At 71.9% G+C, this 13,125-nt stretch carries 9 protein-coding genes; 2 read left to right on the forward strand and 7 right to left on the reverse strand.

Annotated elements, in window-relative coordinates; genetic code table 11:
- The first annotated feature begins 50 nt into the window (after positions 1-50).
- Both ACIBSW_RS26240 and ACIBSW_RS26245 read left to right on the forward strand, forming a co-directional pair.
- A complete protein-coding gene (locus ACIBSW_RS26240; RefSeq protein ID WP_354718007.1) occupies positions 51-572 on the forward strand; it encodes a sigma-70 family RNA polymerase sigma factor in 522 nt (173 codons plus the stop codon).
- Positions 569-1,273, forward strand: coding sequence for a zf-HC2 domain-containing protein (locus ACIBSW_RS26245; protein ID WP_354718005.1), 705 nt, complete (start codon positions 569-571; stop codon positions 1,271-1,273). The genes ACIBSW_RS26240 and ACIBSW_RS26245 overlap by 4 nt, the downstream gene beginning before the upstream one ends.
- A gap of 3 nt (positions 1,274-1,276) precedes the next feature.
- On the opposite strand, the gene ACIBSW_RS26250 is transcribed toward ACIBSW_RS26245, so the two are convergent.
- The 7 genes from ACIBSW_RS26250 to ACIBSW_RS26280 all read right to left on the reverse strand — a co-directional run bounded on the left by ACIBSW_RS26250 (position 1,277) and on the right by ACIBSW_RS26280 (position 13,105).
- On the reverse strand, positions 1,277-1,684 hold the full coding sequence (locus ACIBSW_RS26250; RefSeq protein WP_354718003.1) for a DCC1-like thiol-disulfide oxidoreductase family protein: 408 nt from the start codon (positions 1,682-1,684) through the stop codon (positions 1,277-1,279).
- A 12-nt stretch (positions 1,685-1,696) separates the two neighbouring features.
- Positions 1,697-2,713: an ABC transporter permease gene (locus tag ACIBSW_RS26255; protein ID WP_354718001.1), complete on the reverse strand. Its 1,017-nt coding sequence runs from the start codon at positions 2,711-2,713 to the stop codon at positions 1,697-1,699.
- A complete protein-coding gene (locus ACIBSW_RS26260; protein ID WP_354717999.1) occupies positions 2,710-3,681 on the reverse strand; it encodes an ABC transporter permease in 972 nt (323 codons plus the stop codon). The genes ACIBSW_RS26255 and ACIBSW_RS26260 overlap by 4 nt, the downstream gene beginning before the upstream one ends.
- Positions 3,674-5,206: a sugar ABC transporter ATP-binding protein gene (locus tag ACIBSW_RS26265; protein ID WP_354717997.1), complete on the reverse strand. Its 1,533-nt coding sequence runs from the start codon at positions 5,204-5,206 to the stop codon at positions 3,674-3,676. The genes ACIBSW_RS26260 and ACIBSW_RS26265 overlap by 8 nt, the downstream gene beginning before the upstream one ends.
- A 96-nt stretch (positions 5,207-5,302) precedes the next feature.
- Positions 5,303-8,065 carry an AbfB domain-containing protein gene (locus ACIBSW_RS26270; protein ID WP_354717996.1) on the reverse strand — a complete coding sequence of 921 codons (2,763 nt, stop codon included), beginning with the start codon at positions 8,063-8,065 and terminating at the stop codon, positions 5,303-5,305.
- 184 nt (positions 8,066-8,249) lie between these two features.
- A complete protein-coding gene (locus ACIBSW_RS26275) occupies positions 8,250-9,341 on the reverse strand; it encodes an ABC transporter substrate-binding protein (RefSeq protein WP_354717994.1) in 1,092 nt (363 codons plus the stop codon).
- Between the two features lie 293 nt (positions 9,342-9,634).
- On the reverse strand, positions 9,635-13,105 hold the full coding sequence (locus ACIBSW_RS26280; protein WP_354717992.1) for a BTAD domain-containing putative transcriptional regulator: 3,471 nt from the start codon (positions 13,103-13,105) through the stop codon (positions 9,635-9,637).
- Positions 13,106-13,125 lie beyond the last annotated feature (20 nt).

Raw genomic sequence — 13,125 nt, forward strand, 5'->3', positions numbered from 1 at the left:
GTCCGTCTCCGGGGTACAACGAGGCGGTGGGGCCGACGAGGGGGCAGCGGATGAGGCGACGCGGGAGTCCCGACGAGGAGCAGATGACCGCGCTCTACACCGAGCACTACGCGGTGCTGCTCAGCTTCATCTCGCGCTACGTGCGGGACCGGCACAAAGCCGAGGACCTGGTGCAGGAGACGCTGCTGCGCGCCTGGCGGCACATCGACCACCTCGAGCCGGATCCCGTACGCACCCGCTCCTACCTGCTGACCATCGCCCGCAACGTGGTCACCAACACCTGGCGCGCCGAGCAGCGCCGGCCGCACCTGGTGGCCGACGAGGCGGCGGTCCAGGCGGTGCCGTCGGCCGACAACGTAGATCAGCTGGTCGAGGGCTGGCTGGTCGCCGAGGCGCTGGAGCGGCTCTCCGCCGACCACCGGGCCGTGGTGCAGGCGATGTACTACGAGGGCCAGACCGTGGCGGACGCGGCGCGCAAACTGTCGGTGCCCGAGGGCACGGTCAAGTCGCGCGCGTACTACGCGGTCCGGGCGCTGCGGCAGGCGTTCGAGGAGATGGGGGTGCTGCGATGAGCGCCGACCACGACGAGACGCGCCGGCTGCTCGGCGGCTACCTGCTCGGCGCGCTGGACGACGCCGACACCGATCGCCTCGACGCGCACCTGCTGCGCTGCGACGACTGCCGCGCCGAGCTGGACCGGCTCGCGCCCGTACCGGAGCTGCTGCGGTCCCTGGAGAACGACGCGTCGTTCGCGGTGCCGGTCGGCACCCGGCCCAGCCCCGCACGGATCGAGGGCCTGCTCGCGAAGTTTCGCGCGCAGCGGGCGGGTACGCGCCGCCGCGCCCTCGGCCGCCGGCTGACCGCGGCCGCGGCGGCGGTCGCGCTGGTCGCGGCCGCCGCGGTCGGCGTCATCGTCAGCCGGGACCCGGAGCGTAAGCCGACACCGCCGCCGACGGCGGCCTCGAGCCCGCCGCTGGTCACCGCCGTCTTCGAGCAGGAGGGCGGTAGCGGGCTGACCGGCCAGGCCGTGCTGACCGGCAAGACCTGGGGGGTTTCCATCGACCTGAGCGTGTCCCGGCTGCCGGGCCGAGGCCCGTTCGTCTGCCGGGTCAGCGGCGCCGACGGCCTGGTCGAGCAGGCCGCGATCTGGGGGCCGACGCCGAGCGGGAACGCGCGCGTCACCGGCGCGAGCTCGATCCAGCTGCGCAACGTCCACGCCGTCGCCGTGGCCGACCGCGACGGCCACCTGCTGGGCACCGCGCGGCTTGACTAGCGCCTAGGGCCGGCCGGTGGGGCCGTAGAGCTTCTCGCGCTGTGCCTGCGGCAGCGAGCAGGCCGCGGTCCCGCCCGGCATCATGTGCCGGTGCCGCGACACCCAGCGGTACGCCGGCCAGGCGAGCGCGCCGACCGGCCGCAGCTGCAGTGCCCGGCCCGGCACCTCCCACAGCCGGCCCGCGTCGCGCAGCAGCAGCGCGATCGCGTCCGGCCCGGAGGCGACCGAGCCGTCGGTGCCCACCCACTGCACCGCCTCCTCGACCTGCTCCAGGCTCAGGCCGAGGTGGTCGAGGTCGGCGAACTGCCACGGCACGACGGTGGCGCGGGACGGTACCCGGCGCTCGATGAAGTTCGCGCACGTCGTGCAGAACGCGCAGTCACCGTCGTACACGAAGGTCGCCTTGTCCATGCACCCATCCTGTCAGGTCACGCGCCGTAGCTTGACCAGGTAGGTCTGCGCGACGACCACGACGGCGAGGAAGGCGCCGCTGATCACCTGCTGGTAGCTGCTCGGCACGTTGCCGACCTGGTTGATCATGTTTTGGATCACGCCGAGCAGCAGCACGCCGGCGATGGTGCCGGCGATGGTGCCGGCGCCGCCGGTCAGCAGCGTGCCGCCGATGACTACCGCCGCGATCGCGTCGAGCTCCATGCCTGTGCCGAGCACCGTGACGCCGGAGCCGAGCTTCGCCGCGTTGATCGCGCCGGCCAGGCCGGCGAGCAGCCCGGACATCACGTAGACCCAGACCTTGGTGCGGCGCACCGCGACGCCCATCAGGCTGGCCGCGTCCTCGCTGCCGCCGACCGCGTAGACGGCGTGGCCGAACCGGGTGCGCGACAGCAGCACCATGCCGAGCGCGAAGACGGCCGCGACCAGCCAGACCGGGTAGCCGATGCCGAGGAACGAGCCGGTGCCGAAGGCGCGGAACGCGTCGTTCTCGACCAGGTAGGTGGTCGAGCCCTCGTCGCTGATCGCCCGCATCAGGCCGCGGGCGCCGAGCAGCGCCGCCAGCGTCACGATGAACGGCGCCATCCGCGAGTACGCGATCAGCGCACCGTTGAGCACCCCGATGAGCCCGCACACCGCGAGCGGCGCGAGGAACGCGGGCAGCAGGCCCCACTGCGACGCGTACGCGGAGACGACCCCGCCGAGCACGTAGAGCGAGCCGACCGACAGGTCGATGCCGCCGGTGATGATCACGAAGGTCATGCCCAGCGCGATCAGCGCGGGCGGCGCGGCCGCGATCAGGATGGTGGCCGCGTTGTCGAAGCTGCGGAAGTTCGGGAACGCCACCGAACCGATGACGACGACCACGACGAGCACCGCGAGCGCGCCCTGGCGCTGGATCAGGCCGACGATCCGGTCGATGCGTTCCGCCCGGCGTTCGTCGGCGGCGACGACGGCGGCGACCTCGTGATCCGAGACGGTCTGGGTCACCGGGTCTTCCTCTCTCGGGCGACGTAGACGGCGACGAGGATGATGACGGCCTGCACCATCTCGGTCGTCGACGGCTGCAGGTTGTGTTTGATCATGGTGGCGACGACGAGCTGCATGAGCAGGGCGCCCGCGACCGTGCCGAGCACGCGCACCCGGCCGCCGGTCAGCGGGGTGCCGCCGACCACGACCGCGGTGATCGCGGAGAGCTCGATGAGCAGGCCGACCGCGGAGGCGTCGCTGGACTGGATGCGGGCGACGGCGAGCAGGCCGGCGATCGAGGCGAGCACCGAGCAGACCACGTAGACGGTGATCAGCACCCGCTTCACCGGGACGCCGGCGAGCTCCGTCGCGGGCCGGTTGCCGCCGATCGCCAGCAGGCGGCGGCCGAAGACGGTGCGCCGGACCACGAACCCGACGATCAGCACCATGAGGGCGGCGATCCAGACCAGCACCGGAATCCCGAGGAGGTCGCCCGAGCCGAGGTAGATGAGGTCCTCGTTGCGGACGTCCTTGAGCTGGCCGCCGGAGATGACCAGGGCGAGGCCGCGGCCGCCGACGAAGAGCGCGAGGGTCGCGACGATGGGTTGCAGCCCGACCTTGGCGACCAGGGTTCCGTTGATCAGGCCGACCAGCACGCCGGCGATGAGCGAGACGATGATCGCCGCGATGACGCCGTAGCCGAGGTAGAGCGGGATCAGCGCGGCGGCCAGCGCCATCACCGCGCCGACCGAGAGGTCGATGCCCTCGGTGCCGATCACCAGGGCCATGCCGAGCGCCACGATCACGATCGGCGCCATCTGGATCAGCTGGATCCGCAGGTTGCTCCAGGCCAGGAAGTTCGGCGTGAACAGCACGTTGAAGAGCATCAGCAGCGCGATCGCCACGTAGACGCCGTACGCGGGCAGCCAGGCCCGGATCCGGGCCGGGGAGATGGCCGGCCGGGTGGCCACGGCCGTCGCCTCACTCATTTGTCTCCTCCAGCTCCGCCGCGGCGGCGATCGTCTCGAGCAGGGCCTCGGTGGTCACCCGGTCGCCGGTCAGCTCGCCGACGACCGCGCCGTCGCGCAGCACCACCACCCGGTCGGCGCCCTCGACCAGCTCCTCCGCGTCGGAGGAGACCAGCACCACGCCGAGCCCCTCGGCCGCCAGCTCGTCGATGAGCGACTGCACCTCGGCCTTGGCGCCGACGTCGATGCCGCGGGTCGGCTCGTCGAGCAGCAGCACCTTGGGCCGGGTGGCGAGCAGGCGGGCGAGCAGCACCTTCTGCTGGTTGCCGCCGGAGAGGTCGCCGACGCGCTGGTCCGGGCCGGACGCCTTGATCCGCAGCCGGTCCATGTAGCTGCGGACGATCTCGTCGATCCGGCGATCGGAGACCAGGCCGAAGCGGGACAGCCGGGGCAGGACGGCGAGCGCGATGTTCTCGCGCACCGACAGGCCGGCGACCAGGCCCTCGGCCTTGCGGTCCTCGGGCTGCACCGCGATGCCGGCCTTGACCGCCTGCACCGTGGTGGGCCGCTTCAGGTCCCGGCCGTCGACCTCGACGGTGCCGCCGTCGATCGGGTACGCGCCACCGATCGCCTTGATGGTCTCGCTGCGGCCGGCGCCGAGCAGGCCGCCCAGGCCGACGACCTCGCCGGGGCGCACCGAGAAGCTGATGTCGTGCAGCCTGCGCCGGCTGTTCAGGTCGGTGACCTTGAGGACCGGCTCGGCGTCCGCCGCGGTGGCGTGCCCGCCCGCGAAGCCGGTGAAGCCCTCCCGGCGCACCGCGGACATCTCGCGGCCGAGCATCAGCGAGACCAGCCGGATGCGTTCCAGGTCGGCGAGCTTGCCGGTGTGCACGACCTTGCCGTCGCGCAGGATCGTGACGGCGTCGCAGATCTGGTACAGCTCGTCGAGGCGGTGGCTGACGTAGACGATGCCGATGCCCTGCGCGTGCAGGTCGCGGATGACGCCGAAGAGGGTCGACACCTCGCGCGGCTCAAGCGAGGAGGTCGGCTCGTCCATGATGACGACCTTGGCGTCGATCATCACGGCCCGGGCCAGGGCGACCATCTGCTGCGCGCCGAGCGCGAGGGTGCCGAGCTGTCGCCGGACGTCGGTGGTGACGCCGTACCGCAGGAGGATCTCGCTCGCCTCGCGGTGCATCCGGCCCTCGTCGAGCAGGCCGAGCGCGTTGCGGGGTTCGCGGCCGAGGAAGAGGTTGTGCGCCACGCTCATCAGCGGGATGAGGTTGACCTCCTGGTAGATCGTGGAGATCCCGGCCCGCTGCGCGTCCATCGGGGTGTCGAAGCGGGCGGCCTCGTCGCGGTAGCGCAGCGAACCCGCGTCCGGCTGGTACACCCCGGTCAGGACTTTGATCAACGTGGACTTACCGGCGCCGTTCTCACCGACCAGCGCGTGCACCTCGCCCGCCTGGAGAGTGAAGGAGACGTCGTCCAGGGCGCGGACGCCCGGGAACACTTTGGAGACATCGACGACTTCTAGGAGCGCCATGAACGCATTCACTCACTTCTCAACATAATCCGTCAAGACTTCGAACATTGAACGGGCCGGGCGGCTTGTGGCCGCCCGGCCCGTCAACCGCTGGCGTCAGCCCAGCGGGGCCGCGTTGTTCCAGGTCGCGTCGGCGTTGAAGCTGCCCGGGTTGTCCCAGGTGTTGCCGCCGCCGTTGGTGGCGATGTAGACGGCCTCCGCGTAGTGCCGCCAGTAGTAGCCGGGATAGTTGATGGACTCGAGCGACACGTTGCCGCTGCCGCCGTTCAGCGCCGGCTGCGCGCAGAACGTGGCGTCCTGCTGGAACGTCGTGGTGCCGTCGTTCGTGGCGGTCTGCAGGCGGTAGCCCGCGTGCCGCAGGTAGCGGCCCGGGAAGTTGACCGACTCGAGCGTGTAGCAGGTGCTGTCGGCCAGGCCGGTCCGCACGGTGAAGCTGGCGTCCTGCCGGTCGGCGAGCGAGCTGGCCGAGTTGATCACGTCGGTCCGTGCGAGGGAGTCGCGATGCCGCAGGTAGCGGGTGTCGTAGCCGGCCGTGGTGACCCGGAACGACCGCTTCTGCCCGACGGCCAGGTCGGCGCCGCTGCGCCACAGCGGGTTGACCACGGCCCAGGTCGCGTCGTCGTTGAACGACCCGCCGGTGTTCTGGTCCATCCAGACCTCGGCGCTGCGGTGCCGCAGGTAGTAACCGGCCAGGTTGGACGCCTCCAGCGACGTGCCGCCGCCGGACAGGCCCGGCCGGGCGCAGAACGTGGCGTCGGCGTTGAACGTCCCGCCGTTGTTCGCCTCCCGGTAGACCCGGTACGCCCGGTGCCGCAGGTACTGGCCCGGGAAGTTGCGGGACTCGAAGGAGTAGCAGGCGGCGTTGGACAGGCCCAGCCGTACCCAGAAGGTCCCGTCCTGCTTGTCGCCGGTCGGGCTGGCCGCGTTGATCACCGAGGTGACCCCGGCGCCGCCCGAGTGCCGCAGGTAGCGGTCGGTGTAGCCCGGCGTGGTGACCCGCAGCGAGGCGAGCCGGCCGGTCGGCAGCGTCGTGCCGGTCGCCGCGCCGAGCACCCGCAGGTTGACCGCCCGGGCGGTGGCGAAGTTCATCTTCTGGATCTGCCGGTCGTAGGTGTAGAAGCCGTTCAGCTCCTCCTCCACGTCCGTCGGCTCGGTGTAGACGGAACCGGAGAGCCCGTTCGCCGCGATCAGGTCGACCAGCTTGCTGGTGATCTGCACGTAGCGGTTGGTCAGCGCGTTGCTGTCCGGCAGCCACTCGTACGCGAACTTGCCGCTGGTCGGCCACTCGTGCCCGGGTACCCGCAGGCCCAGGCCGCCGTACTCGCCGTTGACCGCGATCCGGGTCGCCGTCGGTGCGCGGGTTATGCCCGGGCCGACGTACATGTGGTCGTCGATCACGTCGCCGTTGCCGGGGTCCGGATCGGAGTCACAGCAGTTGGAGCCCGAGTTGTGGTTGACCAGCCGGGTCGAGTCCCAGCTCTTCACCAGGTCGGCGATGCGGCCGGCGTCGTACTCGCCCCAGCCCTCGTTGAACGGCACCCACTGGACGATCGACGTGATCCCCTTGTGCTCGTCGATCATCTCCTTGAGTTCCTTCTCGAACCGGGTGCGCCCGGCGGTCGACGGCTCCCGGCCGCTGGCCAGCGCCGGCATGTCCTGCCAGACCATCAGGCCGAGCCGGTCCGCCCAGTAGAACCAGCGGTCGTTCTCCACCTTGATGTGCTTGCGGACCATGTTGAAGCCGAGCGCCTTCTGCTGCTCGAGGTCGAAGCGCAGGGCGGCGTCGGTCGGGGCCGTGTAGATCCCGTCGGGCCAGTAGCCCTGGTCGAGGGTTCCGAGCTGGAAGACGAACTTGCCGTTCAGCGTCGGGCGCAGCGTGCCGCCGAGCAGGGCCTTGCCGAGCGAGCGCATGCCGAAGTAGCCGCCGACGGCGTCGCCGCCGCCGGTGCCGGTGAGGCTGACGCGCAGGTCGTAGAGGAACGGGTCGTCCGGGCTCCAGAGCCGCGCGTTCGGCACCGGCACGCGGATGGACGCGCCGACGCTGCCCGAGGCGGTGCCGACCACGGCGCCGCCGGAGAGCACCTGGGCGGTGACGCCCTGTCCGCTGATGCCGGCGCCCTGCACCACCAGGTCGAGCGCGCCGGCGGCGACGTTCGGGGTGGTGTCGAGCCGGGTGATCCGGGCCGGGTTGGTCGGCTCGAGCCAGACCGTCTGCCAGATGCCGGACGACGTGGTGTACCAGATGCCGCCGCGGTTGGTGCGCTGCTTGCCGACCGGGATGTCCTGGCCGTTGGACGGGTCCCAGACGCCGACGATGACCTCGTTGGAGCCCGCGCGCAGCGCGCTGGTCACGTCGTAGGAGAACTTGTCGTAGCCGCCCTCGTGCGTGCCGAGCAGCGTGCCGTTGACCCAGACCTTCGACTGCCAGTCGACGGCGCCGAAGTTGAGCTGCACGTTGCGGCCGCTCCAGCCGGCCGGGACCGTGAACGTTTTGCGGTAATACATGTAGTCCTGGTGCCGCATGATGCCGGAGAGAGCGCTCTCGATCGGGTACGGAACGAGCACCTCCTCGGCCAGCGTCTGGTTCACCGGCGGGGTGTTGATGTTGGCCGCGCCGGCGAACTGCCAGATCCCGTTGAGGCTCTGCCAGTCGGTGCGGGTGAGCTGGGGCCGGGGGTACTCGGGGAGCGGGTTGGTCGTGGAGACCTGGTTGCTCCACGGGGTGGCCAGCGGGGGAGTCTTCGGCACGAAGGCCGCCGCGGGGGCGGCGGTGACGATCAAGGTGCCGGCGGACGCGGTGAGGGCCGCTGCGGTCACGGCGAGGAAGCGTCGCCATGACCTGGGTTGATGTTCAGTCACGTGCTCTCTCCTTCGAGGGAGTGTGCTGCTCGGGGATGAAATGCCGGTGGCGGTGGTTACCAGCTTGGAACACATATTGACGCAACTGAACACGCGGAACAATGGAGGTTTGTCTATGTCCGCAGATGCCGCGCGGCGGCGCCGGACGAGGTCCGACGCCGCCGCGCGGGCCACGCTGGTGTGATCAGTAGGCGCTGTTCAGGTCCGTCTTGGCGTTGCTCTCGTCGTACTCGCGGTCGGAGATGATGATGTCCTCGGGGATCGGCTCACCGTTGAAGAACTTGGTGGCCGTCTCGAAGGCGAGCGGGCCGAAGCGCGGGTTGGACTCGATGACGGCGTAGATCCAGCCGTCCACGATGGCCTGCACCGCGCCCTTGGTGCCGTCGATCGAGACGATCTTGACCTCGCCGGGCTTCTTGCCGGCGCCCTTGAGCGCCACCTCGGCGCCGAGGGCCATCTCGTCGTTCTCCGCGTAGATGCCGTTGATGTCCGGGTTGGACTGCAGCAGCTGCTCGGAGACCTTCTGGCCCTCCTCGCGGGAGAACTGGCCGGTCTGCTCGAACACGACCTTGACGTCCGGCGCGACCTTGGCGATCTGGTCCTTGAAGCCCTTGGTACGCAGCGTGGTGACGTTGTTGCCCGGCGCGCCGAGCAGGATCGCGACCTCGCCCTTGTTGCCGAGCGCCGCCGCCATCTTGTCGGCCGCGCGCTTGCCCTGCTCCTCGAAGTCGGAGCCGATGAAGGTCAGGTAGTCGGTGCAGGACGACGCGTTGATCTTGCGGTCGATGGTGACGATCGGGATCTTCTTCGCCGCGGCCTTGGCGAAGACCGAGTCCCAGCCGTCGGAGTTCAGCGGGGCGATGATGAGCAGCTGCACGCCCGAGTCGATCATCTGCTCGACGTCGCTGATCTGCTTGTTGAACTGCGAGGCGGCGTTCGTGGTCTGCAGGTTGCCGCTCGGGATGCCCAGCTTCGCCGCCTCGTCCTTGATGGACTGCGTCTCGGCGATGCGGAACGGGTTCGCCTCCTTCTCCGACTGGGAGAAGCCGACCTTGGCGGTCTTGAGGTCGACCTTCGTGCCGCCGAACTGCTCCAGGGTGCAGGTTTTCGCACCCGGGTCGGCCGACTGGACGACCTGGGCGCCGGCGGACGCGGGCGAACCGCCGCTCGGCGTGTCGCCGTCCTCGGACTTCGCGCACGCGCTCGCGCCCGCGAGAAGGAGGGCCGCGCCGAGGGTAAGAACCGCCGGCCTCCAGTGGCCGGACATAGCGCTCATGACATTGGCTCCTTAGTGGTGACTGCGGCGTCGTCCGGTGAGGCATCGACGCTTTACCATCCCGAAACACATTCACGCACTATCAAACTTTTCCTGTCAAGGTCACGGTCATAACCAATCAGAAACGCACGCCACGCTCTGTCGTGAGTCGACTCCGGGCCCGGAGAGCAGCAGGTCAGCGGCCTAAAGGGGGCGAGACCTGCGGTTTCTGTCCATCGACGGGCGCCTACGGGAAAGTTTGTTACCGATCACAATTGAACGTTCGCTCCGATCTCGAGCGTGCGATTCCGTGATCAACCACTGCGGACGGAGGTGTGCGCCGCCACCCGGACACCCTCGATTCCGAACTCGGCCAGCCGGCGGCGCAGCCGGCGCAGGTCCCATCGGGCACCGAGCACGGTGTAGACCTCGGCCGCCTCGCCGCCGCAGAGCGCCGCCTCGTGCGGGCGCCGCCGGGCGGCCAGCAGGACGGCCGCGTCCTCGCAGGCGGCGGCCAGCTCCGGCACCCGCCCCACCGCCCGGTAGTGCGCGACGACCTCCAGCACCGGCTCCGGGTCACCCGAGAGCAGCGCCTGGCAACGGGCCGCGGCGGCCCAGGCGCGGGCGGGCCGGACCTCCTTCGCCGCCTCGTCCGCGCAGATCTTCGCCGCCCGCCGGGCCACGTCGTCCCGGCCGATCGACAGCGCGACCCGGATCGCGTCCGGCAGCCACTGGTGGCGCAGCATCATCGGGGCGTACTCGGGGGTGAGCAGCGGGGCGAGGATGCTCAGCGCCTCGGCCGGCCGGTCGCGCTGCTCGGCGCCGAGCGCGCGGGCGACCAGCAGGAAGTCGCAGCTCTCCCGCTCGGCGTCGCTGGCCGGCACCGCGTCCGCCGCGTCCAGGTGCGCGGCGGCCAGGTCGGCATCGTCGCGATGCCCCGCGATCAGCGCCGCGACCCCGTGCAGCAGCATCGTCACCGCGCCGGGCTCCCGCATGCCCAGGAAGGTGAGCCCCGGCGCGTCGTCGGTGACCGCGCTGACCTCGGCCGTCGCGTCGTCCCACCGGCCCAGCCAGTGGTACTGCACCGCGGAGGCGACCTGCAGGCTGGCCGGCAGCCGGTGCCGGATGGCGAACAGCGCCGCCTCGCGCAGGGTCCGCTCGGCCTCCTCGAGGCGGTCCAGGTTCTGCAGCGTGAACATCCGGTTGTCCAGCAGGTCGAAGTACATCCCGGCGAAGGTCGGGTGGTCGTGCATGATGTCCAGCGCGCGGTCCACGTACTCCAGGGCGCGCTCGTGGTCGCGGCGGATCGAGTTGGTCAGCCACGTCGTCTGCAGCGCGAACGCCGCCTCGTACGGCTGGCCCGCCGCCACCGCCTCGTCGTGCACCCGCCGCGCGGCGCGGTCGGCGCGGTCCAGGTCGCTCAGGTCGCCGCGGCGGAAGTTGGCCAGCAGCACCCGGTGCCGGGTACGCCAGAGCTCCGGCACCGCCCGGTCGTCGACCGCGCCGGTCAGCAGGCCGATGGCGCCCGCCGCGTCGCCGCGCCGGAACCGCATCGCCGAGAGCACCTGGCGCATCTCCGCCCGGTCAGCCGGATCGGTGGCGCTGCCGAGCGCCTCGAGCGCCTCGTCCATCGGATAGCGGTCCTGCCGGAACTCCAGCTTGACCAGGGCGACCAGCAGGGTCTCCCGCTGTCGCGGCGTCGGCAGGGCGGTAGCCAGCGCCTGCCGCAGCAGCTGCGCGGCGATCAGGGGAGTCCGCTTCACCACCTCGGCGTGGTGCTCGACCAGCCACCGCACCACCCAGGCGTCGATGACCGGGGTCTCGGCGGCGAGTTGCTCGGCGACCCGGGTCACCGGGCTGCCGCCGCGGGCGAGCGCCTCGGCCGTGTGCCGGTGCAGCGTCGAGCGGTCCGCCGCGGGCACGCTCTCGTGCAGCGCCTGCCGCAGGAACGGATGCCGGAAGGCCAGGTCGCTGCCGGAGTCCACCAGGACGTTCGCGGCGAGCGCCTCCTCCAGGTTGACCATCAGGTCGAACGGCGGGCGCCCGGTGACGGCGACGACGTCGTCCACGGCGAACTCGGTGCCCAGCAGGGCGGCCAGCCGCAGCACCTCCTGGGTGTCCTCGGTGAGGAAGTCCAGGGTGGCCCGGACCACGGCGAGCAGCGACCTCGGCGCCTCGACCGGCACCGCCGCGGGAATCTCGGCCCGGCCGTCGCTGATCTGCACGACGCCGCGGCGCAGCAGCGCGGTGGCCATCTCCCGGGCGCAGAGCGGATTGCCGCCGGAGCGGGGCACGATGCCGCGCAGGTGCGGGCCGATCCTGGCGCCGACGAGGGCGGCGACCAGGTCCTCGATGTCGCCGGGCGGCAGCGCCCGCAGGATCAGCGCGTGCCCCTGCCGGGACCGGACCGCCCGCCGCAGCCGGGCCAGCGCGCGCCCGGGCCGGGCGGCGGCCACCAGCAGCAGCGGCAGCCGCGGCGTCGCCGCGATCAGCCGGTCCCAGAGCAGCACGCTGGCATCGTCGGCCCACTGCAGGTCGTCGACGACCAGCACCAGCGGCGCGACGGCGCAGGTCGCCCGCACGTACGCCAGCACCCGGTCCGCCGCCGGCGCGGTGCCGGCCTCCTGCTGGTCGCCGCCGTCCAGCTCCGCCGCGAGGGCGGCGCGCCGCGGATCCGCGGAATCCGGCTCGATGCCGAGCGCACGCGTGATGACCTGCAACGGGACGTGCCGGTCCAGCTCGTCCGCGACGCCCCAGGCGAGCTGGCAGCCGCCGTCGCCGACGGCCGCGAACGCCGCGGTGAGCAGCTCGGTCTTGCCGATGCCGGGCTCGCCCTCGATCCAGACCGCGGCGCCGGTGCCGCCCGCGACGTCGCGGGTCAGCTCGCGCAGCCGCGCCAGCTCGGCGTCCCGGCCGATCAGCGTCCGGCCGGCGAGACCGTCCCGGATGGCCCGGGCCACCGGGGTCGGCACGATCGGGTCGGCCGGCCGCGGGCCGAAGCCGTCGGCCGGCTCGACCGAGCCGGCCAGCACGCGCCGATGCAGGTCGCGCAGGGCCGGGCCGGGCTCGACGCCGAGCTCGGCGACCAGCGTGCGCCGGGCCGCGCGGAAGACCTCCAGCGCCTCGGCGTGCCGGCCGGCGCGGTGCAGGGCCAGCATCAGCAGCTCGTGCAGGGGTTCGTGCAACGGGTGGTCGCGGGCCAGCCCGGCCAGCTCCGCCACCAGGCCGTCGTCGCCCAGCTCCATCACGATCCGGGCCCGCCGCTCGACCGCGGCCAGCCGGCGCTCCGCCAGGTGCGCCCGCTCCACCTCGAGTAGATGGCCGGAGAGGCCGCCGTACGCCTCGCCGTGCCAGAGCGCGAGCGCCTCGTCGAGCCGCGACGCCGCGCCGGCCAGGTCGCCGGCGCCGTGCAGCTCCGCGGCCCGGGCGCAGAGGGTGGCGAACCGGTCGCTGTCCAGCGCGCCGGCGTGGAGCCGGAGCAGGTAGCCGGACGACCCGGAGACCAGCAGCTCGCCGGCGCCGCGGTTGGCGCGGTCCGGGTCGAGGCTGCGGCGCAGCCCGGAGATGTAGGTGTACACGCTGCCGGTCGCGGTGGCCGGCGCCGAGGCGCCCCACACCGCCTCGATCAGCTCGTCGCGGCTCACCATCCGGTTGGCGTTCGCCGCCAGCGCGGCGAACAGCGCGCGCTGCCGCCCGGGCCCCAGGTCGAGCTCGCGCTCGCCGATCCAGGCCCGGAGCGGCCCGAGTACCGAGATCCGGAGCCGGTCGTCGGAGGAGGCCGACACTTGTCCTCCGTTTCCGCGGT

The sequence above is a fragment of the Actinoplanes sp. NPDC049668 genome, from assembly GCF_044465445.1.
Lineage (GTDB): Bacteria > Actinomycetota > Actinomycetes > Mycobacteriales > Micromonosporaceae > Actinoplanes.

Bases quoted from the DNA above. Each gene is read 5' to 3' on its own strand.
- ACIBSW_RS26240 (WP_354718007.1), top strand. From the start codon at position 51: ATGAGGCGACGCGGGAGTCCCGACGAGGAGCAGATGACCGCGCTCTAC.
- ACIBSW_RS26245 (WP_354718005.1), top strand. From the start codon at position 569: ATGAGCGCCGACCACGACGAGACGCGCCGGCTGCTCGGCGGCTACCTG.
- ACIBSW_RS26250 (WP_354718003.1), bottom strand. From the start codon at position 1,684: ATGGACAAGGCGACCTTCGTGTACGACGGTGACTGCGCGTTCTGCACG.
- ACIBSW_RS26260 (WP_354717999.1), bottom strand. From the start codon at position 3,681: ATGAGTGAGGCGACGGCCGTGGCCACCCGGCCGGCCATCTCCCCGGCC.
- ACIBSW_RS26265 (WP_354717997.1), bottom strand. From the start codon at position 5,206: ATGGCGCTCCTAGAAGTCGTCGATGTCTCCAAAGTGTTCCCGGGCGTC.
- ACIBSW_RS26275 (WP_354717994.1), bottom strand. From the start codon at position 9,341: ATGAGCGCTATGTCCGGCCACTGGAGGCCGGCGGTTCTTACCCTCGGC.